The organism is Loktanella sp. DSM 29012, assembly GCF_900110705.1.
GTDB classification, from domain to species: Bacteria; Pseudomonadota; Alphaproteobacteria; order Rhodobacterales; family Rhodobacteraceae; genus Loktanella; species Loktanella gaetbuli.
Genome location: NZ_FOEJ01000005.1, coordinates 43,856 through 66,075 on the forward strand (window position 1 = coordinate 43,856; position 22,220 = coordinate 66,075).

General features: G+C 62.1%; 20 protein-coding genes. 11 read left to right on the forward strand and 9 right to left on the reverse strand.

What is annotated here, in order from left to right; all coding sequences use genetic code 11:
- Window positions 1-18 precede the first annotated feature (18 nt).
- Window positions 19-1,062 carry a C4-dicarboxylate TRAP transporter substrate-binding protein gene (locus tag BMX27_RS11935; RefSeq protein WP_090160064.1) on the reverse strand — a complete coding sequence of 348 codons (1,044 nt, stop codon included), beginning with the start codon at window positions 1,060-1,062 and terminating at the stop codon, window positions 19-21.
- Window positions 1,063-1,227: 165 nt separating this feature from the next.
- Window positions 1,228-2,016 (reverse strand): DeoR/GlpR family DNA-binding transcription regulator, encoded by a 789-nt coding sequence (locus BMX27_RS11940; protein WP_090160423.1) that lies wholly within the window; start codon window positions 2,014-2,016, stop codon window positions 1,228-1,230.
- Between the two features lie 224 nt (window positions 2,017-2,240).
- On the opposite strand from BMX27_RS11940, the gene glpD reads away from it, so the two are divergent.
- The 7 genes from glpD (at window position 2,241) to BMX27_RS11975 (ending at window position 9,812) form a co-directional block, all read left to right on the forward strand.
- The gene (glpD, locus tag BMX27_RS11945) at window positions 2,241-3,824 is read left to right on the forward strand and encodes a glycerol-3-phosphate dehydrogenase (protein ID WP_090160065.1); all 1,584 of its coding nucleotides are present in this window, start codon (window positions 2,241-2,243) and stop codon (window positions 3,822-3,824) included.
- A complete protein-coding gene (locus BMX27_RS11950) occupies window positions 3,821-4,900 on the forward strand; it encodes an ABC transporter ATP-binding protein (protein ID WP_090160066.1) in 1,080 nt (359 codons plus the stop codon). The genes glpD and BMX27_RS11950 overlap by 4 nt, the downstream gene beginning before the upstream one ends.
- A gap of 1 nt (window position 4,901) precedes the next feature.
- Window positions 4,902-5,984: an ABC transporter ATP-binding protein gene (locus BMX27_RS11955; protein WP_090160067.1), complete on the forward strand. Its 1,083-nt coding sequence runs from the start codon at window positions 4,902-4,904 to the stop codon at window positions 5,982-5,984.
- Entirely contained in the window at window positions 5,981-6,853 is an 873-nt protein-coding gene (locus BMX27_RS11960) for a carbohydrate ABC transporter permease (RefSeq protein ID WP_090160068.1), read from the forward strand. The genes BMX27_RS11955 and BMX27_RS11960 overlap by 4 nt, the downstream gene beginning before the upstream one ends.
- A 44-nt stretch (window positions 6,854-6,897) precedes the next feature.
- Complete coding sequence (locus BMX27_RS11965; protein ID WP_056034256.1) at window positions 6,898-7,737, forward strand: carbohydrate ABC transporter permease; 840 nt, start codon at window positions 6,898-6,900, stop codon at window positions 7,735-7,737.
- Window positions 7,738-7,761: 24 nt separating this feature from the next.
- On the forward strand, window positions 7,762-8,037 hold the full coding sequence (locus tag BMX27_RS11970) for a DUF2160 domain-containing protein (protein WP_090160069.1): 276 nt from the start codon (window positions 7,762-7,764) through the stop codon (window positions 8,035-8,037).
- A 71-nt stretch (window positions 8,038-8,108) separates the two neighbouring features.
- Window positions 8,109-9,812, forward strand: coding sequence for an ABC transporter substrate-binding protein (locus BMX27_RS11975; protein ID WP_177172714.1), 1,704 nt, complete (start codon window positions 8,109-8,111; stop codon window positions 9,810-9,812).
- A gap of 60 nt (window positions 9,813-9,872) precedes the next feature.
- On the opposite strand, the gene BMX27_RS11980 is transcribed toward BMX27_RS11975, so the two are convergent.
- A complete protein-coding gene (locus BMX27_RS11980) occupies window positions 9,873-12,362 on the reverse strand; it encodes an ATP-binding protein (protein WP_090160071.1) in 2,490 nt (829 codons plus the stop codon).
- Window positions 12,363-12,366: 4 nt separating this feature from the next.
- Entirely contained in the window at window positions 12,367-13,101 is a 735-nt protein-coding gene (locus BMX27_RS11985; protein ID WP_371260131.1) for a winged helix-turn-helix domain-containing protein, read from the reverse strand.
- A 244-nt stretch (window positions 13,102-13,345) separates the two neighbouring features.
- Here BMX27_RS11985 and phnD point away from each other — a divergent pair, with 244 nt between their 5' ends.
- Genes phnD through phnE (BMX27_RS12005) form a run of 4 tightly spaced genes read left to right on the forward strand, consistent with a single transcriptional unit; the run spans window position 13,346 to window position 16,744 of the window.
- Window positions 13,346-14,329, forward strand: a complete 984-nt coding sequence (gene phnD, locus BMX27_RS11990; protein ID WP_090160072.1) for a phosphate/phosphite/phosphonate ABC transporter substrate-binding protein — start codon at window positions 13,346-13,348, stop codon at window positions 14,327-14,329.
- 59 nt (window positions 14,330-14,388) lie between these two features.
- Window positions 14,389-15,162 (forward strand): phosphonate ABC transporter ATP-binding protein, encoded by a 774-nt coding sequence (gene phnC, locus BMX27_RS11995; RefSeq protein ID WP_090160073.1) that lies wholly within the window; start codon window positions 14,389-14,391, stop codon window positions 15,160-15,162.
- Window positions 15,159-15,950 (forward strand): phosphonate ABC transporter, permease protein PhnE, encoded by a 792-nt coding sequence (phnE, locus tag BMX27_RS12000; RefSeq protein WP_090160074.1) that lies wholly within the window; start codon window positions 15,159-15,161, stop codon window positions 15,948-15,950. The genes phnC and phnE (BMX27_RS12000) overlap by 4 nt, the downstream gene beginning before the upstream one ends.
- Window positions 15,947-16,744 carry a phosphonate ABC transporter, permease protein PhnE gene (gene phnE, locus BMX27_RS12005; protein ID WP_090160075.1) on the forward strand — a complete coding sequence of 266 codons (798 nt, stop codon included), beginning with the start codon at window positions 15,947-15,949 and terminating at the stop codon, window positions 16,742-16,744. The genes phnE (BMX27_RS12000) and phnE (BMX27_RS12005) overlap by 4 nt, the downstream gene beginning before the upstream one ends.
- 40 nt (window positions 16,745-16,784) lie before the next feature.
- Here phnE (BMX27_RS12005) and BMX27_RS12010 read toward each other — a convergent pair whose 3' ends face one another.
- The 5 genes from BMX27_RS12010 to BMX27_RS12030 form a co-directional block, all read right to left on the reverse strand.
- On the reverse strand, window positions 16,785-17,330 hold the full coding sequence (locus BMX27_RS12010; RefSeq protein ID WP_090160428.1) for a YaeQ family protein: 546 nt from the start codon (window positions 17,328-17,330) through the stop codon (window positions 16,785-16,787).
- A gap of 62 nt (window positions 17,331-17,392) precedes the next feature.
- The gene (locus tag BMX27_RS12015) at window positions 17,393-18,856 is read right to left on the reverse strand and encodes a PhnE/PtxC family ABC transporter permease (RefSeq protein WP_090160076.1); all 1,464 of its coding nucleotides are present in this window, start codon (window positions 18,854-18,856) and stop codon (window positions 17,393-17,395) included.
- Window positions 18,853-19,512: an ATP-binding cassette domain-containing protein gene (locus BMX27_RS12020; protein ID WP_090160077.1), complete on the reverse strand. Its 660-nt coding sequence runs from the start codon at window positions 19,510-19,512 to the stop codon at window positions 18,853-18,855. Before BMX27_RS12020 ends, BMX27_RS12015 begins: the two co-directional genes overlap by 4 nt.
- Window positions 19,512-20,360 carry a putative selenate ABC transporter substrate-binding protein gene (locus tag BMX27_RS12025; RefSeq protein ID WP_090160078.1) on the reverse strand — a complete coding sequence of 283 codons (849 nt, stop codon included), beginning with the start codon at window positions 20,358-20,360 and terminating at the stop codon, window positions 19,512-19,514. Before BMX27_RS12025 ends, BMX27_RS12020 begins: the two co-directional genes overlap by 1 nt.
- A gap of 90 nt (window positions 20,361-20,450) precedes the next feature.
- Window positions 20,451-22,184, reverse strand: a complete 1,734-nt coding sequence (locus tag BMX27_RS12030) for a SulP family inorganic anion transporter (protein ID WP_090160079.1) — start codon at window positions 22,182-22,184, stop codon at window positions 20,451-20,453.
- Window positions 22,185-22,220: the final 36 nt, after the last annotated feature.

The window sequence follows — 22,220 nt, forward strand, 5'->3', positions numbered from 1 at the left end:
ACCGCAGGCCGGCTGGTTTCAGCGATCCCAGGGGTAGCCTTGGGCGTCGCGCTCTGCCGTGAATTCGGCCAGCAGCGTGCGATAGCGATCCAGCATGCCCGCGCCGTCCAGACCTGCGGCATTGGCCTGTTCGATCCATGTATCGATATAGGGCGCGCCACGCGCCACCAGCTTGTCGCGTTCCGCCGCATCCAGGGTGATCACCTCGACACCGGCCTCTTGCATGGTCTGCACTGCGGCGTCGTTGTCAGCATTGATCAGCCGACCCAGCGTATCGGCCATGCCGACACCCGCATCATTTAACGCTTGCTGGTGTTCCGTGCTCAGCGCGTCATAGGCGAACTTGTTCATAAAGATGCCCAGCGCACCGACCTGACCCCAGTCCATCAGCGTGTAGCTGGTCATGACCTCCTGCTGCTTCAGCGCGGCCACGGCGTAGGAATACCCCTGAGAGCAATCCAGCAACCCGGTGTCCAGCCCCTGATAGGCGTCATAGATCGACATGGCGACCATGTTGGCCCCCAGATCGTTGAAAACCTTGCCGTAGGCACCGACCCCACGCACCTTCAGACCTTCGATGTCTTCAGCTGTCCGTATGGCCGTGTCCTTGCAACCGATATTGACGGCGGATGTCGTGAATGTGCCCAGATAGACCAGATCCTGATCGGCCAGATTGGCGGCAATAGAAGGATCGGTGCGCATCAGCGCATCCGTCGCACGCATCCCGACCCAGGCATCGGCGTTCTGCAACGGCAGATCTGCAATGCCATAGGCCACCATTTCCTGCGGGAAATAGACGCCGATGATCGTGCCAAGGTCAGCCACACCGTCACTGACCCCCTGCAATGCCGCATCGGCCTTGAACAAGGCACCGCCCCATTGAATGTCAATTTGCAGATCGCCGTTCGTGCGGGCCGTCACGTCATCCGCGAACGCCTGCGTCGCGACGGCGCGCGCACCCCGGTTCGGACCCGCCTCACCCAAGATCAGCGTGGTCTGCGCGGCTACCGATGTTGCCATCAAACCCAGCGATACCGCCGCCGCTGCCAAAGTCCTCGTCATCGTCGCTCCTCCCAGAACTTCCAATAAGTAGAATGATATTCCACTATACGGAATTAAGATTCGGAGCAAGCCAGCATTCACACGCGTCAGTGCCGCCCTGCGACATGCGCGAAATGCCACCAACCACGACAGGCGGCGGCCGGATGCTCACGGTAAAACGGGGCGTCAGACCGACGTGGTGTCCAGTGTGTCCGGCAGACAGACCTGAACCTGCGTGCCCCAGTCCGTGCATCGCGCCGCGAGGCCGGGCGGAACAGGTGCATCCGTCACGAATACATCGATCCCCGACAACGATCCGATCTGTGCGGGGGCCTTGCGTTTGAACTTGGTATGGTCAGCCAGCAGGATCTTGCGTCGGGACTGGCCCAGAATCGTCTGACTGACGCCGACCTCACGCAGGTCGAAATCCAGAATATCACCATCATGATCGACTGCCGAACACCCGATGACGCCAAAGTCGAATTTGAATTTCCGGATCGCGGCAGTGGTGATGTCACCTGTCAGCCCGCCATCCGACTGGCGCAACGCACCGCCGGTCACCACGACTTCGCAGTCGGGATTGCGTGCGAGGATGTTGGCCACGTTCATGTTGTTGGTGACGACCAGCAGGTTGCGATGATGCAACAACTCGTTTGCGACCGCCTCGGTGCTGGTGCCAATGTTGAGAAAGATCGCGCAATCCTCGGGGATCATGGCCGCACAGGCACGCGCCATCGCGGTCTTGCCTTCGGCATTCAGGCGGCGACGTTCCTCATAGGCGATGTTGATCGTGCCCGATGGCAGCACCGCGCCGCCGTGGACCCGTTCCAGTTTGCCCGCGTCGGCCAGATCGCTGAGGTCCCGCCGGATCGTCTGCAATGTGACACCCAGATGATCCGCCAGGTGTTCAACCGTCACCTTGCCGTCGCGTCGCGCAATTTCGAGGATTTCAGGGTGTCTGATGCTTTGCGACATGAACATGATCCAATGGCTTTTCTTGCAATATGACAGTGAAAACGAACATCGCCCATCCCATACCACACAGCTGATCGCAGAAAATTCGGTGAATCGCGCGAAATCCACCCCAAAACTCGCATTTTCCGCGCGTATTCCCACAAAAACGAAAATAACCGAAAAAATACCTTTTCTTTTCTGAACGCCGTTGCAATGGTGTCGTCACGAATTTGGGGGGATTCACTTTGACGGACGATCGCGAAATCCGCGACCTGCTGGTCGTCGGCGGTGGCATCAATGGCTGCGGGATTGCGCGTGATGCGGCGGGTCGCGGCATGACGGTCACCCTGGCCGAGATGTCGGACCTTGCCTCCGCAACCTCCTCTGCGTCGACCAAGCTGTTTCATGGTGGACTGCGGTATCTGGAATTCTTTGAATTTCGTCTGGTCCGCGAAGCCCTGCTGGAACGCGAAACACTGCTGCGTGCGATGCCGCACATCAGCTGGCCGATGCGGTTCGTGCTGCCCTACCACGCCGACATGCGGTTCGACAGCGACACGCCGACGTCGAAAATCCTGTCGCGCGTCATGCCATGGATGCGCGGACGCCGCCCTGCCTGGCTGATCCGGCTGGGCCTGTTCCTCTATGACAACCTGGGCGGACGCCAGATCCTGCCGGGGACGAAAACGCTGGACCTGACCCGCGGACCAGAAGGTGCGCCGCTGAACCCGCGTTTTGCCAAGGCCTACGAATACAGCGATTGCTGGGTCGAGGATTCACGTCTGGTGGTGCTGAACGCACGCGACGCCGAACAGCGTGGTGCGCAGGTGATGACCCGGACCAAGGTGGTGTCGGCCAAGGTGCAAGACGGAATCTGGTCGGTGACGGTGCAGGACACCGAAACAGGCCATCAGCGCGTGATCCGCGCACGGATGGTCGTCAATGCAGGCGGTCCCTGGGTGGGTCAGATCCTGCGTCAGCAGATCGGGTCCAACAGCCAGGACGACGTGCGGCTGGTGCGCGGCAGCCATATCGTGACCAGACGCCTGTTCGATCATGACAAATGCTATTTCTTTCAGGGGACCGACGGACGCATCATGTTCGCAATCCCCTACGAGACGGATTTCACCCTGATCGGCACAACCGATCAGGAACACGATGACCTGTCTGCGCGTCCGGTCTGCACGCCCGCCGAAAAGCAATACATGGTCGATTTCGTGAACGCCTACCTGCGTGACCCGATTTCGACAAATGACATTGTCTGGTCCTATTCCGGCGTGCGCCCGCTGTTCGACGAAGGTGCCAGTTCCGCCACTGCCGCGACGCGCGACTATACGCTGAAACTGGACGACACCGCAGGTGCGCCCGCGCTGAACATCTTTGGCGGCAAGATCACGACCTACCGCCGCTTGGCCGAAAGCGCGCTGGAAAAGATCGGCCAGCGGCTGGACGTGGCACAGGGTCCGTGGACCGCAGGCGTACCGTTGCCCGGTGGCGATTTTCCGGTCGGTGACGTGGAGCTCCAGATCGGGAACCTGCGCGATGCCTACTCATTTCTTGACGACCGTTGGGCCACACGCCTGATCCGCGCCTATGGCACCGATGCGAAGCTGATTTTGGGCGATGCCGCCAGCGTGGCCGACCTTGGGCCTGCGTTCGGTGCAACGCTGACAGCCGCAGAAGTCGATTGGCTGATGGCCCACGAATACGCCCGCACTGCCGAAGACATCCTGTTTCGCCGCAGCAAACTGGGTCTGCGCGACACCGACACCGCCGCGCTTGACGCCTATATGACCGACCGCCGCCAACAGCTAAAGGACATCGCATGACACTGGAACTTGACAGCGTCAGCCATGTGGTTGGCGCTCAGACCTATATCCACCCCACTGATCTGACCTTGGAAAAGGGTACGATGAACGTGCTGCTTGGGCCGACGTCGGCGGGGAAAACCACGCTGATGCGCCTGATGGCCGGGCTGGACGTGCCAACCCAGGGCCGGATCCGCTGGAACGGCACCGATGTCACCGGCGTGCGCGTGCAGGATCGCCAGATCGCCATGGTTTACCAACAGTTCATCAACTACCCCGCGATGAGCGTTTACGACAACATCGCCTCGCCTATGAAACTGATGGGGTTGGCGAAATCCGAAATCGACCGCCGCGTGCGCGACACGGCAGAGCTGATGCAGCTGACGCCGATGCTGGACCGCAAGCCGCTGGAACTGTCGGGCGGACAGCAGCAACGCTGCGCGCTGGCGCGGGCCTTGGTCAAAAACGCGGGTCTGGTGCTGCTGGACGAACCGCTGGCCAACCTGGACTACAAACTGCGCGAGGAATTGCGCGCGGAAATCCCGCGTATCTTTGCGGAATCCGGGTCGATCTTTGTCTATGCGACAACCGAACCCGAAGAGGCGCTGTTGTTGGGTGGCAACTGCGCGACCCTGTGGGAAGGCCGCGTGACGCAGTTCGGCCCCACGGCGCAGGTTTACCGCAACCCGCAGGATGCGACGACGGCGCGGGTGTTTTCCGATCCGCCGATGAATTTCCTGACGGTCGAAAAACGCGGTGACAGGCTGCATTTCGGTCAGAATGAAACCATGCCCGCAGGCCGCATCGCTGCCGCCGACGGCACCTATCAGCTGGGGTTCCGCCCCAATCACCTGACGCTGGAGCCGGGACCGGACAGCATCCGTTTCGACACCACGCTGTCGGTCATGGAAATCACCGGGTCCGAAACCTTTGTGCATCTGTCCCATCATGGCGCGGCCTGGGTCGGCCTGATCCACGGAATCCGCGACCTGACACCAGGACAGACCCTGCCCGTCTACCTTGATCCATCGCGCGTCTATCTGTTCGCGCAGGATGGTGCACTGGTCGCTACGGCCCCCTATGCGGAGGCTACGTAACATGGCCAAGATCACGCTTGATAACCTCGCCCATTCCTATCTGCCAAACCCGCAGACCGAGGCGGATTTCGCGCTCAAGGCGCTGAACCACGACTGGGTCGACGGCGAGGCCTACGCCCTGCTGGGATCGTCCGGTTGTGGCAAATCCACGCTGCTGAACATCATTTCAGGCCTGCTGATTCCCAGTCAGGGGCGCGTGCTGTTTGACGGGCGCGACGTGACGACCGCCCCGACAGCGGATCGCAATATCGCGCAGGTCTTTCAGTTTCCGGTGGTCTACGACACGATGTCGGTGCGCCAGAACCTGGCCTTTCCGCTGAAAAATCGCGGGATGGATGCGGCCGAAATCGCCCGCCGCGTCCAGAAGGTCGCCGCCATGATCGACATGGAAGCGCAGCTGGATCACAAGGCGCGCGGTCTGACGGCGGATGCCAAACAAAAGATCTCTCTCGGGCGTGGGATGGTCCGCGAGGATGTGAACGCGCTGCTGTTCGACGAACCCCTGACCGTAATCGATCCCCATATGAAATGGGAGTTGCGCACGCAGCTGAAAAAGCTGCATCAGGATTTCGGTCATACGATGATCTACGTGACCCACGACCAGACAGAGGCGCTGACATTCGCAGACAAGGTCGTGGTGATGTACGACGGTCGCGTGGTTCAGATCGGCACCCCGCAGGAATTGTTCGAACGCCCGGCGCATACCTTTGTCGGCTATTTCATCGGCTCGCCCGGGATGAACCTTTTCGATGCGCAGATCGACGGCGCACAGGCGCGCATTTGTGACGTGACAGTACCACTGGGTGCCAGCTATGCCGCGACGGGCCGGACCCAGATCGGCGTGCGCCCGGAATTCATCCGGTTGTCGTCAGGTGATGCGGGCATCCCGGCATCCGTGCGCCGGGTCGAGGACGTGGGCCGGCACAAGATTATCCGGCTGGACGTCGGCGGCCAGATCATCAACGCCGTCGCCCCCGAAGGGTCCGAGGTTTCCGCAAACACCAACCGCATCACATTCGCGCCCGAGGGCATCAACGTCTACGCCGACGACTGGCGCGTCACACCGCAGGGGGCTGCCGCATGAACAAGACCGTCAATCAAAAGGCGTGGTTCCTGATCCTGCCGGTGCTGATCCTGGTGGCGTTTTCCGCCGTGATCCCGCTGATGACGGTGGTGAACTACTCGGTGCAGGACACATTCGGGAACAACCAGTTTTTCTGGGCGGGCCTCGACTGGTTCGACGACATGCTGCACTCGGACCGGATGTGGAATGCGCTGGGCCGTCAGCTGTTATTCTCTGGCATCATTCTGGCAATCGAAGTGCCGCTAGGCATCCTTGTCGCGCTCAACATGCCGAAAAAGGGGTTCTGGGCGTCGTTTTGTCTGGTGGTGATGTCGTTGCCGCTGTTGATCCCGTGGAACGTCGTCGGCACGATCTGGCAGATCTTTGGCCGGGTCGATATCGGCCTGCTGGGCTATACGCTCGACGCGCTGGGGATCGACTACAACTATACTCAGGACACGCTGGATGCCTGGATCACCGTGATCGTCATGGACGTCTGGCACTGGACATCGCTGGTGGCGCTACTGGCCTATGCAGGTCTGCGGTCCATCCCCGACGCCTATTATCAGGCGGCCAAGATCGATCAGGCGAGCCGCTGGGCCGTGTTCCGCTATATCGAACTGCCCAAGATGGCGGGTGTGCTGATGATCGCGATCCTGCTGCGGTTCATGGACAGCTTCATGATCTACACAGAACCTTTCGTCGTCACCGGCGGCGGACCGGGCAATGCCACGACATTCCTGTCGATCGACCTGGTGAAAATGGCCCTGGGGCAATTCGACCTGGGCCCGGCGGCGGCGTTCAGCCTGATGTATTTCCTCGTGATCCTCGCGATTTCATGGGTGTTCTACACCGTCATGACGACCCTAGATAACCGGGATGGCAAATGATGACCGACACAACCATGCCAAGCGTCGCCCAGACCGATGACGCGATGACCATCGAAAAACCCCGCACCGCGCAGCGCCGGTTCCGACCGTCGGGCAGTGCGGTGGTGATGGGTCTGTATCTGCTGTTCCTGATGCTGCCGATCTATTGGCTGCTGAACATGAGCCTCAAGACAAACTCTGAAATCCTTGGATCGTTCAGCCTGTGGCCGCGTGACCTGACATTCGCCAATTATGCGCTGATCCTGACGGATTCCAGCTGGTACATGGGCTACGTCAATTCGCTGATCTACGTCGTGCTGAATACGGCAATCAGCCTCGCCGTCGCCCTGCCCGCGGCCTATGCCTTCAGCCGCTACAGTTTCATGGGGGACAAGCACCTGTTCTTTTGGCTGCTGACCAACCGCATGGCCCCGCCAGCCGTTTTCGCGCTGCCGTTCTTTCAACTGTATTCGTCCATCGGGTTGTTCGACACGCATATCGCCGTGGCGCTGGCGCATTGCCTGTTCAACGTGCCGCTGGCTGTCTGGATCCTTGAGGGTTTCATGCGCGGCGTGCCCAAGGAAATCGACGAGACCGCCTATATCGACGGCTATTCGTTCCCGGCTTTTTTCATCAAGATCTTCACCCCGCTGATCGCCAGCGGCATCGGGGTGGCTGCGTTTTTCTGCTTTATGTTCTCTTGGGTGGAACTGCTGCTGAGCCGGACACTGACATCCGTGGATGCAAAACCCATCGCCGCCACCATGACCCGTACCGTGGGTGCCGCCGGTGTCGACTGGGGCGTGCTGGCCGCCGCCGGTGTCCTGACTATCGTGCCCGGTGCCTTGGTCATATATTTCGTGCGCAACTACATCGCCAAAGGCTTTGCCCTGGGGCGGGTGTGATGCGCGACTTGAGAGGAACCTATCATGCTTGACTGGATGGCATGGACCTGGCCCACGGCCACGTTCTTTATCGTGATCGCAACGCTGCTGGTGACCTTTACCGTACTTGCGATCAAATTTCCCGAAACACCCCGCAAGGGTGTCTTGCGGATCGAGACCACGCGCGGTGACCGGCTGTTCATCACGCTTCTGGGGTCTGCATTTCTCAATCTGGCGTGGTTGGGTCTGGGGCTTGGGCCCCAGCCATACGCGCTGATCGTCTGTCTGGTCTTTACCGCTGCGGTATTCCGCTGGGTCTAGACCACGTCAAACCCCATCCCAGCCGATCGGGATGGAAAACCAACGTTCGAACTTATGGGAGGAAACCTAAAATGAACGTTCTATTGAAATCCTCGACCGCACTGGGACTGGCACTTGCCATGACACAGCCGGCCTGGGCCGACATGGCGGCAGCCATCGAATTCCTGGATGCGGAAATCGGTGACGTCTCGACCCTGACCCGTGCCGAACAAGAGGCGGAAATGCAGTGGTACGTTGACGCCGCCGCACCGTTCCAGGGCATGTCGATCAACGTCGTATCCGAAACGATCACGACCCATGAATACGAATCCCAGGTGTTGGCACCCGCGTTTTCCGCCATCACCGGCATCAACGTGACCCACGACCTGATCGGTGAAGGCGACGTTGTCGAAAAACTGCAAACGCAGATGCAATCGGGCGAAAACATCTATGACGCCTTTGTCAACGATTCCGACCTGATCGGCACCCACTGGCGGTACCAGCAGGTGCGCAACCTGACCGACTGGATGGCTGGCGAAGGCGCTGACGTCACATCGCCCACGTTGAACCTGGACGATTTCATCGGACTGCAGTTCACCACCGCCCCCGATGGCAAACTGTACCAGCTGCCCGACCAGCAGTTCGCGAACCTCTACTGGTTCCGCTACGATTGGTTCAACGATCCGGAAATCCAGGCCGACTTCCGCGAGACCTACGGCTATGATCTGGGCGTTCCCGTGAACTGGGCTGCCTACGAGGATATCGCGGAATTCTTTACCGGCCGCGAGATCGACGGTGTCGAGGTCTATGGCAACATGGACTACGGCAAGAAGGACCCCAGCCTTGGCTGGCGCTACACCGACGCGTGGATGTCCATGGCCGGGATGGGCGATGTGGGTGAACCCAACGGCCTGCCGGTCGACGAATGGGGTATCCGCGTCAACGAAGACTCGCAGCCCGTGGGTGCCTGTGTCGAACGTGGTGGCGCAACGAACTCTCCTGCTGCGGTCTACGCCGTGGACAAGGCGATCAACTGGCTCCAGAACTATTCGCCACCCTCCGCTGCCGGCATGACCTTCTCCGAGGCCGGTCCGGTCCCGGGTCAGGGCAACATCGCGCAGCAGATGTTCATGTACACGACCTTTGTCGCCCCGCTGGTGGCATCGGACGCGGTCATGAACGAGGACGGCACGCCGAAATGGCGCCTCGCCCCCAGCCCGCACGGGGCCTACTGGGAAGAGGGCATGAAGGTCGGTTATCAGGACGTGGGTAGCTGGACGCTGATGCAATCCACACCGGTGGACCGCGCCAAGGCGGCATGGCTCTATGCGCAGTTCGTGACCTCGATGACCGTGGACGTCAAAAAGGCCGACGTTGGCCTGACGTTCATCCGCGAGTCCACGATCAACTCTGACCACTTCACGCAGCGTGCCGACAAGCTGGGCGGTCTGGTGGAATTCTACCGCTCGCCCGCACGGACACAATGGTCGCCCACCGGCACCAACGTGCCCGACTACCCCAAGCTGGCACAGCTGTGGTGGCAGAACATCGGTGACGCCATGTCCGGTGCCAAAACCTCGCAAGAGGCGCTGGACCAACTTTGTGCCGACATGGAAAGCGTGATGGAACGGATCGAACGGTCCGGCATCCAGGGCGATCTGGGTCCGGTCATGAACGAGCCGCAGGACGCATCCTACTGGCTGGAACAGGCCGGCGCACCCAAGCCGAAACTGGAGGTCGAGGACGAAGAACCGCAGACCGTCAGCTATGACGAACTGATCGCCTCCTGGCAGTAAATTCCGGGACGACAGACAGGGGCCGGGCCGCAGCGATGCGGCCCGGCCTTTTTCATGCGCTCAGGTCAGCAGGCGGGCAACGGCATCGGTCAGGGCATCGGCCGTGACCGGTTTGGCCAGCAGCGTCAGACGGTCCCTGTCGACCGGGGGAACGGCAGGGTCCGTCGGCAGACGCGATGACATCAGCACGGCACGCGCGCCCGGCCCCGCGGCCAGCGCCGACCGGATCAGGTCCAGACCGGACTGTCCGTGGTCAAGGTTCAGATCCGACACCACGAGCACCAGATCGGGTCTGTCCGCGATGATATCGGCTGCATGCGCAAACCGGGTCGCCACCAGGGCCTCGAACCCCAGCCCATGCAGGACCTGTTGCAATCCGCGTGCCGTCTCGGGGGTGTCGTCCACCACCAGCGCGGCCCCCGTATGGACCGCCGTGGCCGGCTGCAGCATGCCATCGGCCAGCGGAAAGCGGATAGTGATTTCGGTCCCCTCGCCAAGCGCAGAGGTGATGTCCAGTGTTCCGCCGGATTGCGAGACAAACCCGTCGACCATCGGCAGACCCAGGCCGGTGCCGTCACCGTCACGCCGGGCTGAAAAGAACGGCTCGACCGCGCGCCTGCGTGTGTCCTCTGACATGCCATGACCGTCATCGCGCACGGAGAGGACCGCCTGACCATTCTGTGCGCGCAAGGTGATCCAGATATGTCCGGACCCCGGAATGGCCTGTGCCGCGTTCATGCAGACGTTCAAGACGGCGCTTTCCAGTTGGCCGGGATCAAGCATGACGTGCAGCGGATCATCCCCCAGTGATAAATGCAGGTCCACGCTGTCGGGCAGCGCGATATCCAGCAGATCGACCATGCCCTCGATCAGCGACCCGATCTCGACCACCTCGGGGGCGAGATGCTGTTTGCGTGCGAATGCCACCAGTCGTTCGGTCAGTGACACGCCCAGATCCACCGCTGTCCTGATCCGCCCCAGATGTGTCGGGGCCTTGGCTGGCGTCGTTGTTTCCAGCAGATGCAGGTTGCCCGAAATCGTCGACAGGATGTTGCCGAAATCATGCGCGACCTCACCCGTGACCTTGCCCAGCGTTTCCACCCGCCGGATTTCGGCCAGCCGTTCGTCGATGCGTTTGCGTTCCGTCGTCTCGGACAGCAGCCAGACCGCGCGGCCATCGGGCAACTGGGACTTGCGCACCTCCAGCACGTCGCCTGCGGGATTGGTGTATTCCTCGAACCCGCCCCGGTCGTTGTCGCCGCAGGCTTGGGCAAAGGCCGATGCCGCCAGCCGGTCGGGCATGGTCCGCGCGGCCTTGCGCACATCGTCCGGCAGATGCAGTAGCGCGCAGACCTGATCATTCTCGGCCTCGATCACACCGTCGGGGGCAACGATCACGACACCGTCCTGAATGTTGCGAAACACACTGGCAAACAGGGTATTCTGCCGGGTTATCTGGGCCGTGCGCCGTTCCAGATTGCGTGCATTGGCCCGAAACACACCAAAGGCCTGAAACAGCCTGCCGATTTCGTCCCGCGGCCCGCCCGGATCAGGCAGGGTCGCCGCGTGATCTCCCTGCGCCAGCCTGTGCATGCCGTCCGCGATCAACCGCAGGTTTCGCGTGACATAGCGCGACACGAATAGCGCCGAGACCACCGCGACACCGGCACTGAGCAGGGCAAGGATCGCCACGGCCATCTGTGCAACATCGAGGTTCCGCGCGGTCTGGGCACGTGCCTGTCGCAGTCGGTCCTGTGCTGCCTCGACCCGGCCTGCCGCATAGGCATTCACGGTGTCGGACAATTCCCTGATCCGGAACAGGGCATTTTCCGCATCCAGACCCGCCGTCAGATAGCCGTATTGCAACTTAAACAGGTCCCCAGACGGGCTGTTCAAGGCTGCATCGACCTCGGCCAACCCGCGGGCCACGATCGCGCCGCGGGGGATGTCCGCCCGGCTCTGCCGGTAACGGCGACTGAATTCACCGACCTCGATGATGTTCTGCGACCGGGCGACCTCACGCGCGGTGCCGGTCAACTGACCAAGAGCGGCCCATTCCAACCGTGCCATGGGTGCGAGGTCCGGCGCATTGGCCTGCCGTGTGAAACGGTCCTGCAATTGCGTCAGCCGTATGTCCACCTGCGCGATATCGGCACGCAACGCGTTTTGCGGTGCCGTCAGTCCCTGCAAGCGGTCGATGGCCACCCGCATCCGGGCCAGCGGCAGGGCGAGGTCAGTCGTGTCGGACGACAGCGCTTCGAGCCGGTCGATCGTCGACAGGATCGCCTGCGCGTCCGCGGTGCGCTGAAACGGCATCTGCACCGTCAGCAGAAATGGTGCGGCGGTCGCAAGGTCTGCGGCATTGCGGGAAATGTCCAGCGCCTGCGATACCTCGGCCAGCGTGTCGCGGTGGATGGTTTCCAGCCAGTTTTCCGCGTTGCGCAGCATCAGCAGGCTGATCCCCGAAATGACCAGCGTCACAGCACACAGCGTCAGGATCGCGGCCGACAGCCGGAACCGGACACTCAGATTGCGCAACCGCGTCCGCACCGCCCTAATCCGCGTTCAATTCAAAGAAATAGCCCTGCGAACGCCGGGTCTGCAGGTGCCGCGGCTTGGACGGGGTATCCTCGATTTTGCGGCGCAGGCGCAGGATCAGGACGTCGATGGTCCGGTCAACATAGCGTTCCATGTCCGACCCCAGTTCCGACAGCAATTCAGGCCGCGAGATGACCCGCGACGGATTCCGCGCGAGGTATTCCAGCAGTCGGTATTCGCCATTGGTCAGCGGTATTTCATGCCCGTCACTGTTCAGCAGCACCCGCGCCTGCGTATCGATCCGTTTGTTTCCAAAGGTGATCGTATGTTCCGGCTGCGTGGTCGCGTGATGGGTTCCATGCCCATAGCGCCGCAGCACCGACCTGATCCGCGCCACCAGTTCACGCGGGTTGAACGGTTTCATCAGGTAATCGTCGGCGCCGTTTTCCAACCCCATGATCTTGTCGCTTTCGTCCCCGATCCCGGTCAGCATGACGATGGGGATGTCATAGCGGGCCCCGATCTGAACGGCCAGGTTCAGGCCGGATTCGCCGCGCAGGCGTAAATCGATGATCGCGAGGTTGACCGGCGGCGGATCGCCCAGGGCAAAGAAGGCGGCACTGCCGTCGCAAGGCACCGGCTCGAACCCGCTTTCACCCAAGAGCGCGCACAGGGTCACGCGCACCTCGTGGTCGTCATCCACGATGGCGATCACAGGGGGTTTGGGGTCCGGTTGTCGCATCGCCGTCATTGCGTCGATCCTCCTGATGTCGCCGCACGGGGGCAACCTGTCCCGATTAGGCCCCGAGGTATAGACGACAAAGCGACGGCGCGCGCCCGCTGTAATATTGTTAACGCAAAACGCCGTTCTTGTAACGCTGTGTTAACATGCCGCGCATGGTCTTTCCGGCTTTGGCACGCGTAGCCTGACCGGGTCGCTGTGGCATCAGGTTGGAGGACCCGCCACGGATCGCGATTGTTCAAGGGAGAGAGACATGACCTATAAAATGACACAGACCGCCGTGGCGGCTGGCCTTGCCCTGCTGGGGTCAGCCTCGGCTGTCGCAGCCCAGGACTGCCCCGAGCGTGGCGCGCTGGACGTGCTGTATTGCGACGCCAACGGCGATCTGGTTGCCGATACGCCGACCGATCCCGCGCTGCTGAACGACCCCAACACGCTGGTGTTCGCCTATACCCCGGTCGAGGACCCCGCCGTCTATGCCGATATCTGGGCACCGTTCATTGCGCATCTCGAGGCAGAGACCGGCAAGGACGTGCAATTCTTTGCCGTGCAGTCCAATTCCGCCGAGGTCGAGGCGATGCGGTCGGGCCGTCTGCATATCGCAGGTTTTTCGACCGGACCCACGCCCTTTGCCGTGAACCTCGCAGGGGCCGTGCCGTTTGCGATCATGGGGGCCGAGGACGGTCAGTTCGGATACCGGCTTCAGGTGTTCACGCAGGCCGATTCCGACATCCAGACCGTGGCTGACCTGGCCGGCAAGCGCGTGGCGCATACCTCGCCCACGTCCAACTCTGGCAACCAGGCACCGCGCGCACTGTTCCCCGGTCTGGGTGTCGTGCCCGATCAGGATTACGAGGTGATCTACTCCGGCTCGCACGACCAATCCATGCTGGGCGTGGTTGCAGGCGACTATGACGCGGCCCCCGTCGCATCCGAAGTCGTCGACCGCATGGCCGAACGCGGTCTGTACGATCCCGCCGAGGTCCGCATGATCTGGGAAAGCGACCCCTTCCCCACGACGTCGTTCACGCTGGCGCATGATCTGGACCCGGCACTGGCCGAAACGATCAAGCAGGCGTTTTTCAGCTTTGAATTCGAAGGCACCGCCCTGGGCGACGAATTCGACGGGGTGAGCAAGTTCATCCCGATCACCTATCAGGACCAATGGGCCGTGATCCGTGAAATTCAGGCGTCCAACGGTGTGGAATACACGCCGCAGGGTCTGGCTGCCGAATAACCCCCCTGCCCGACTGCCCCGGCCAGCCGGCCGGGGCAGCACCGCGACTGAGAGGCCATATGCTGGAAATCAACAACCTTGTGAAAAGGTACGGGAAAGGTGCGCCTGTCCTGAAAGACCTGAACCTGTCGGTGCAGGGCGAACAATTGATGTCGATCATCGGATCGTCAGGTGCGGGCAAGAGCACGCTGCTGCGCTGTATCAACAGGCTGGTGGAACCCACCTCGGGGACGATCACGCTGAACGGCACCGAGATGACGACATTGGGGGCCAAGGACCTGCGCCGCGCCCGCCGCCGCGTCGGCATGGTGTTCCAGAGCTTCAATCTGGTTGACCGGCTGACTGTCATGGAAAACGTCCAGTCCGGGCGGCTGGGCTATATTTCGACCTGGGCTGCCATCACCCGCCGCTATCCGGCCGCCGATATCGAACGCGCGTTCGAGCTGATGGAACGCGTGGGCATTGCGCAATACGCAAACAAGCGGGCAGACGAATTGTCGGGCGGCGAACGCCAGCGCGTCGGCGTGGTGCGGGCGCTGATGCAACGCCCCGAAATCCTGCTGGCCGATGAACCGACGGCCTCTCTCGACCCAAAGACATCGGAACAGATCATGTCGCTGTTGCGCGATCTGGCTAATGAATTGAACCTGCCTGTCATCATCAACATCCACAACGTGACCGAGGCCAAGGAATTCAGCGACCGTATCGTCGGCATGCGCTACGGGCGGATCATCTTTGACGACAAACCTGCAGCACTGGACGCCGCACAGATGGACGAAATCTATGCTGGCACACCGTCACAGGATCGTCAGGACATGGGTGCGGTCGCATGACCACGCCCACCACATGGCGCAAACCGCCCTTCATCGCTTCACCTGTCCTGCGCTGGGCGTTCTACATCGCCGTGGCGATCTATCTGGTGGGAACCATCGGCACATTGCCGATCGACTGGGAACGCGCATCCGAAGGTCTGACCAGGGCGGGCCGGATCTTTAGCGGGGCCTTTCCGCCCAGTTTCGCCCGGTCCGACTTGATGATCACCGGGTTCATGGAAAGCCTCAAGATCGCCATTCTGGCCACTGTGCTTGGCCTACTCTTGTCGGTGCCGCTGGCGTTCATGGCGGCACGCAACATCGCGCCCAAACCTGTCTATTTCGTGGGGCGCGGCTTGTTCATCCTCGCGCGCAGCTTTCACCCGGTCATCGTGGCCATCATCTTTGTCAAGGCGGTGGGCTTTGGCCCGCTGGCGGGTGCGCTGACTCTGACCATCTATTCCATCGGCTTTGTCGCAAAACTGCTGGCCGAACGGATCGAGGAAATCGATTTCGGACAGGTCGAGGCGTTGCGGTCCGTGGGCGCCCCCTATCTGGTCACCATGGTCTATGCCATCGTTCCGCAGATCATGCCGCGGCTCGTGGGGCTGGGCATCTATCAGCTGGACAGCAACCTGCGTGCCTCTGCCGTGGTTGGGATCGTGGGGGCTGGTGGCATCGGATCGACGCTGGCCAATGCATTCGGACGCTACGACTACGATTTCGCCCTTGCGATCACGATGGTCATCGTCGGTGCGATCCTGATTTCCGAGGCCGTCAGCGGCAAGATCAGAAAGAACATGACATGACGCAGGACATGACAATGGACTGGGCGCGCTATACGCCCGCACAGCGCATGAAACGCTATGGTGCCTTTTTCGGCGTGGCACTGCTGGTCACATGGGCGCTGGGCAGCATTGATGTGATCTGGGAATGGGTCTGGGATGCGCCGGTCCAGCTGGCGGACCTGTTCACCCGCATGGTGCCGCCTGACCCCACCAATCTGGAAACCATCCTCTGGGCCACATGGGAGACGATCAACATCGCCACCATCGCCACGATGATCGCGGTCGTGCTGTCTTTGCCTGTCGCATTGATTTCAGCGCAGAACACCACGCCCAATGTCGTGTGCCTGTGGATCGGACGGTTCATTCTGGTGTCGTCCCGGTCGGTCAACACGATCATCTGGGCGCTGTTGTTCGTCGCCATCTTTGGCCCCGGCATCATCGCCGGCATCATCGCGATCATGTTCCGGTCCATCGGGTTTCTGGGCAAGCTGCTGGGCGAGGCGATCGAAGAAATCGACCATGCCCCGGTCGAAGCGCTTCAGGCCTGCGGCGCATCGCGGTTCCGCGTGGTTCTCTACGGGATCGTGCCGCAGGTCATGCCCGCGTTCTTTGCGATCAGCATCCTGCGCTGGGACATCAACCTTCGCGAATCCACCGTTCTGGGACTGGTGGGTGCCGGCGGCATCGGGATCATCCTGCAAGGCGCAATCGACACCTTTCAGTGGCAAGAGGTCTCGATGGTGCTGCTGACGATCCTCGCACTGGTCATCGTAGGCGAGGTCATCGCCTCTGCTCTGCGCAAGAAGCTGCTCTGATCCTCCCAGGGGCCGGCCTCCTCCGCCGGCCCCAAAAGGATCATGCCGCTGACTTCCAGTCTTGCGGTGTGACGTAGACGACAGCGTCGTCGATGCTGACCATCACGTCCCCGTCCTGCACATTCACCTGCAACCGCATGGCACGACTGGCCAGCGCGGCCAGTGCTGTGGTGTCGGCCTCTGCCAGGTTTACGACCGTCAGGTTGTCGAACCGCGTGGTGCTGTTCTGGATCTTGTCCCACCACACCTCTGCCGGGCGACCACCATAGGTATAGATCACGACCTTGCCCGCCTTGGCGCAAGACTGGCGCACGACCTTGTCGCTGGGCAGGCCGAGGGCCACCCACAGATCCAACACACCGCTCAGGCTTTTTTGCCAGATGTCGGGTTCATCGTCAGCCGACAGACCCTTGGTCATTTCCAGCTGTTCATGGGCGTTCAGCGCAAAGGCCAGAAGCCGGACCATCATCCTCTCGTCCGTCTCGGACGGGTGTTTGGCAATCGTCAGCTTGTGGGTTTCGTAATAGTGCCGGTCCATGTCGGAGACCGACAGCTCGACTTTGTAGATGGTTGCGTTCTGCGCCATGATGGACCCCATAGGTTCATGTTGCGGCACGCCTATAGCGTCTGCGGCACGGGCGAAAGCGATTAGACGCGCCGCCCCTCGATCCGCAGGGCCGGACCGTCGCGCATTGCACGGCGCAGGCGGCGCGACAGCGTGTCGATCAGCAAGGTCAGCAGGACCGACACCGCCAGCAGCGCCAGCACCCGGTCCATGCGCAGGGTCTGCACGTTGGTCTGGATATAGAACCCCAGCGTGCAGATCCCCAGCAGCCCCATGATCGCACTGTCCCGCAGGATGATTTCCCATCGGTACAGACACAGCGCCCAGAATGACGCCGACAGACGCGGCAGCAGGTCCCAGGCCCACAGGACAAGCCCGCGCGGCGCGTCGGCCCGTTGCGGCAGGCCCTGCGCCTCGCGGCCCAGCAGATGTGCGATGATGGCCCCGTTGTGCAGCCCCAGCGCCAAGGCGGCAGGCAGCATCGACGGCCCCAGGATCTGCAGCAGGACAAAGGCCAGCATGTAATCCGGGATCGACCGCAGCACGACCAGCACCGCGTGCCCCGCATAGGACCCCGCCCGCCCCACGACCCCCGGCACGATCACCGGAAAGGCCGCAGCCGCCAGCAGGGCAGCCCCTGCGAGGGCGATCTGCGACAACACCAGCGTGGCGATAGCCCCCGGCCACGCCTGCGCGACGAACACCGTATCCAGCCAAGGCCCCCAGTCGGCACCCGTGCGCAGCGGTGCAGGCACGATGCCGGTCAGGAACCGCACCAATGCCCCGCTGCCCATGGGCGGCGCGTCCACCGTCATCAACGCGGCAACCGAGGCGATCAGAAACAGCGGCACCAGCCGCCAGACCATCCAGATGCGTAGCGGCAGGATCAAGGCCAGAAACAGCGCCAGAACGGCGACCGCCTCGCCGTACTGGGCCTGTTTGAATGCCGTTTCCAGCCGGAACCCCAGCGTCGGCAACCCGATGAACCCCAGCACCGCCGAGGACCGCAGCCCGCATTCCATCCGGTAGAGCGTATAGGTCCGCATCTGAGGCAGGACCTGCGGCAGGCGCACCCACAGCAGGCGCGTCAAAACGGGCAAGACCTGCGGCACGGGCACCTTGCCCGGCGCATCGTCGAGGTATTCCGAAAACACCTTGGCAAAGATGCCCGCGTAAGGAATGCCGATGGCCAGCACACCAGTCAGCGGCGATAGCCCCGTGACGCTGAACAGCAGCAGCGCCCAGAACAACTCGTGCACGGCGCGCAGGCTGATGCACAGGCCTCTGACAGGACGCAGCCGGTAGAATGGTGCAAGCAACAGACCCGACACCGCCCCCAATGCGACACCGCAGAATGCGAATGCCACGGTCAACACCGTGGCCCAGGCCAGTCCCGCGGGGTCACTGAAATCGGGTGACAGCAGACCACGCCCGATGGCGGCCAGCGTCAGCCAGGGATCGGTGCGCACAGACCCCAGATCAGCCAGCAGCAACGCAAGGACCGTTGCGGCAGCAAACCCCGCAAGGACATGCCGCCGCCGGATCATCGGTAAAGCGCCAGAAGTTCGGTTTCCGACAGATCAGCCGCCGCGGCGTCGATCACGACGGCCCCCTGTCGCAGGCCGATGATCCGCGTGGCCACCCGCAGCGCCTGATCGACGTCATGCAAGGTCAGGATCATCGTGGCAAACTCTGTCGTCAGCCGTTCCAGCAGTGCGGCCCCCTGTGCGGGGTCCAGCGCCGTGACAGGTTCATCACCCAGCACCACGTCACCGCCACGCAGCAACGCCCGCCCCAGCGCCACGCGCTGCCGCTGTCCGCCCGACAACTGCGACACCGGGCGTCGGCCCAGACCCGACAGGCCCACGATATCCAGCACATGTTCGACCCGCGCCCGTTCCGCGCGCGCAGGCCAGATCAGGGTGCGCAAATTCCGGGGCGTGCCGAAGTCATCCAGCACACCCATCCAGATATTGTGAAAAACACTTAGACTGCCCACGAGGCCGTGGTCCTGCGGCACCAGCGCCGCACGTCCGGCGATCCGGTCGTGCAAGGCGGCCAGCAAGGTGCTCTTGCCCACACCGCTGCGGCCCAGCAGGGCTATCCGTTCGCCCGCTGCGACCTGCAACGTGACGCCGGTCAGCACCGGCCGCCCACCCCAGCTCAGGCTCTGGTCCGTGAGGGCGACCAGCGGTGCGGTCATCAGTCGATCAGGTCCAGCGCGCGCGCGGTATCCGCGATAGGCTGGTACAACGCATCGTCCGCCCCGATGAACCGGGTGCGCGGGAATGACGCCAGCAGTTCGGGATCATCCATGCCGATCAATGCCGCTTGCACCCGGTCCGCAAATCCATCCCCAAAGCGGGCGTCCACATCGCCGCGGATCGTCCAGTTGTAATCGGGATAGGGCGGTGTTTCCCAGATGATCGTGGTCTGGGCAGCCTCGGGCGCAGCTTCAGCCACGGCCGTGTCGTAGACCGAATAGTTCAACGCGCCGACCTCATAGGCACCCGACGCAACCAGCCGCAGCGTCTGACCGTGGTCACCGGAATAGCCCACGCTGTCGAACAGATCGGCGGGGGCCTGACCGGTTTCCTCGCGGATCCAGTATTCCGGCATCAACCGCCCCGAGGTCGAGGTTTCCGCCCCAAAGGTGAAACTGCGACCCGCGATGTCCGGGAAATCATCAGTCTGGGTCAGGCCGGTGTCCGTATTGGCAATGAAATAGCTGACGAATGTCTCGTCCTCGTCGCCCTGAGCGATCGCGCGCGAATTCGGCACGACAATGCGGGCCTGCACGCCTGAAAGGCCACCGAACCAGCCCAGCTGGATCTGGTCGTTGGCAAAGGCCGTCACGGCGGCGGCATAGCTCTTGACCGGGACGTATTGCACATCGACGTCCAGCGTGTCCGACAGATAGTCGGCCACGACGCTGAACCGTTCCACCAGCCGCGATTCGTCATCGTCGGGAATGGCGGAAAAAAACAGTGTCTCGGCGGTGGCTGCGGGGGCCAGCATCATCGCCAGCAAAACGGTTGTGATCTGACGCATCGGGGACACTCCTGTTGGATTCACCTTGCGTCTAGCCAAACTGGGCAGCCGTGAAAACGGCAAACGCAGAATAATCCCCGGGCTGTGGGTTCAGCTGGTCGGTGCCGTCTGCCCGCTGGTGTCGGTGACGGATCGCCAGGCGTCATATTGCGACAGGAATACCTGGCCATTGAGCACGTCCAGCAGGTGCGACTGCCGCAGCCGGTCCAGAACCGGACCCTTGACCTCTGACAGATGCAGCCCGACCCCCATGTCCGACAGCCGCAGGTTGATCGCCTCCAGACTTTCGAGTGCTGAAAAATCAACCTCGTTCACCGCCGAGAACATCAAGATCACATGTTCGATCTCGCATCCCTCGGTCACGCGGGACTGCACCAGTTCCTCGAGGAACCGCGCGTTGATGAAATACAGGCTTTCGTCGACGCGCAGGGTGACGACCTTTGGATTTGTCTCGACCGTATGGCGATGGATGTTGCGGAAATGCTGGGTGCCCGGCACCAGGCCGACCTCTGCCACATGCGGACGCGAGGTCTTGTACAGATGCAACAACACCGAGATCACGACGCCAGAGGCCACACCGATCTCGACCCCCATCAACAAGGTCAGCAGGATCGTCACCGTCACGGCCACGAAATCGGACGCGGAATAATCCCAGGTCTTTTTCAGAATCGAGAAATCCACAAGGCTGAGGACCGCCACGATGATGGTCGCGGCCAGCGTGGCGTTCGGCAGAAAATAGACCAGCGGCGTCAAGGCCATGGCGGCAATCGCCAGACCAACGGCCGTATAGGCCCCGGCCGCAGGCGTCGCTGCCCCGGCGTCATAATTCACCACGGACCGCGAAAAACCACCTGTCACGGGATAACCGCCGGTAAAGGCCGCACCGATGTTGGCAGCACCCAGTCCGATCAATTCCTGATCGGGGTCGATGCGCTGCCGCTTTTTCGCCGCCAGTGTCTGTGCCACCGAAACGGATTCCACAAAACCGATGACCGAAATCAGGATCGCGGGGATCAGCAGCGCCTGTATCAGATCCGGCGACAGCCCCGGCATCGTCAGCGGTGGCAGGCTTTGCGGGACACTGCCCACGATCTTGACGCCGCGTTCATCCAGACCGAACAGCCAGACCGACAGGGTCGTGACCACGACCGCGGCCACCGGCCCTGCCTTGGTCGCGAAATCCGCGACGGTCGGTGTGGCACCCAGCCTGCGCAACAGAGGTTTCAGCCCCTTGCGCACCCAGAACAGGAAACCCGTCGCCAGCACGCCGAGGACCACCGTGATCCAATTGGTCTGGCCCAGATTTTCCCACAGCTGCATCAGGATTTCCGGCAGGGTATGGCCCTGCGCGCTGATCCCGAGGATATGCTTGAACTGGCTGGCGGCGATCAGGATGCCAGAGGCGGTGATGAACCCCGCGATCACCGGGTGGCTGAGGAAATTGGCCAGAAAGCCCAGGCGCAGCACACCCAGCAACATCAGGAACCCGCCCGACAGGAACGCCAGTGTCAGCGCGGCAACCGCATAGCCTGCGGTCCCCTGCTCTGCCACCTGACCGATGGCACTGGCGGTCAGCAGCGACACCACCGCGACCGGACCGACGGCAAGCGCGCGGCTGGTGCCAAAGATGGCATAAAGGATGATCGGCGCAATGGACGCGTAGATGCCCGCCTCCGGCGGGAGTCCGGCCAGCAGGGCATAGGCCAGTGATTGCGGGATCAGCATGATCGTCACGATGACCGCGGCCACCATATCGTTGGAAAATGCCCCGCGATCATAGGTGCGACCCCAGTCGAGGATGGGCAGGTATCGGCGCAAGTTCATCGGTCAATCAATCAGCTTAGGGTATCGAAAACCGGC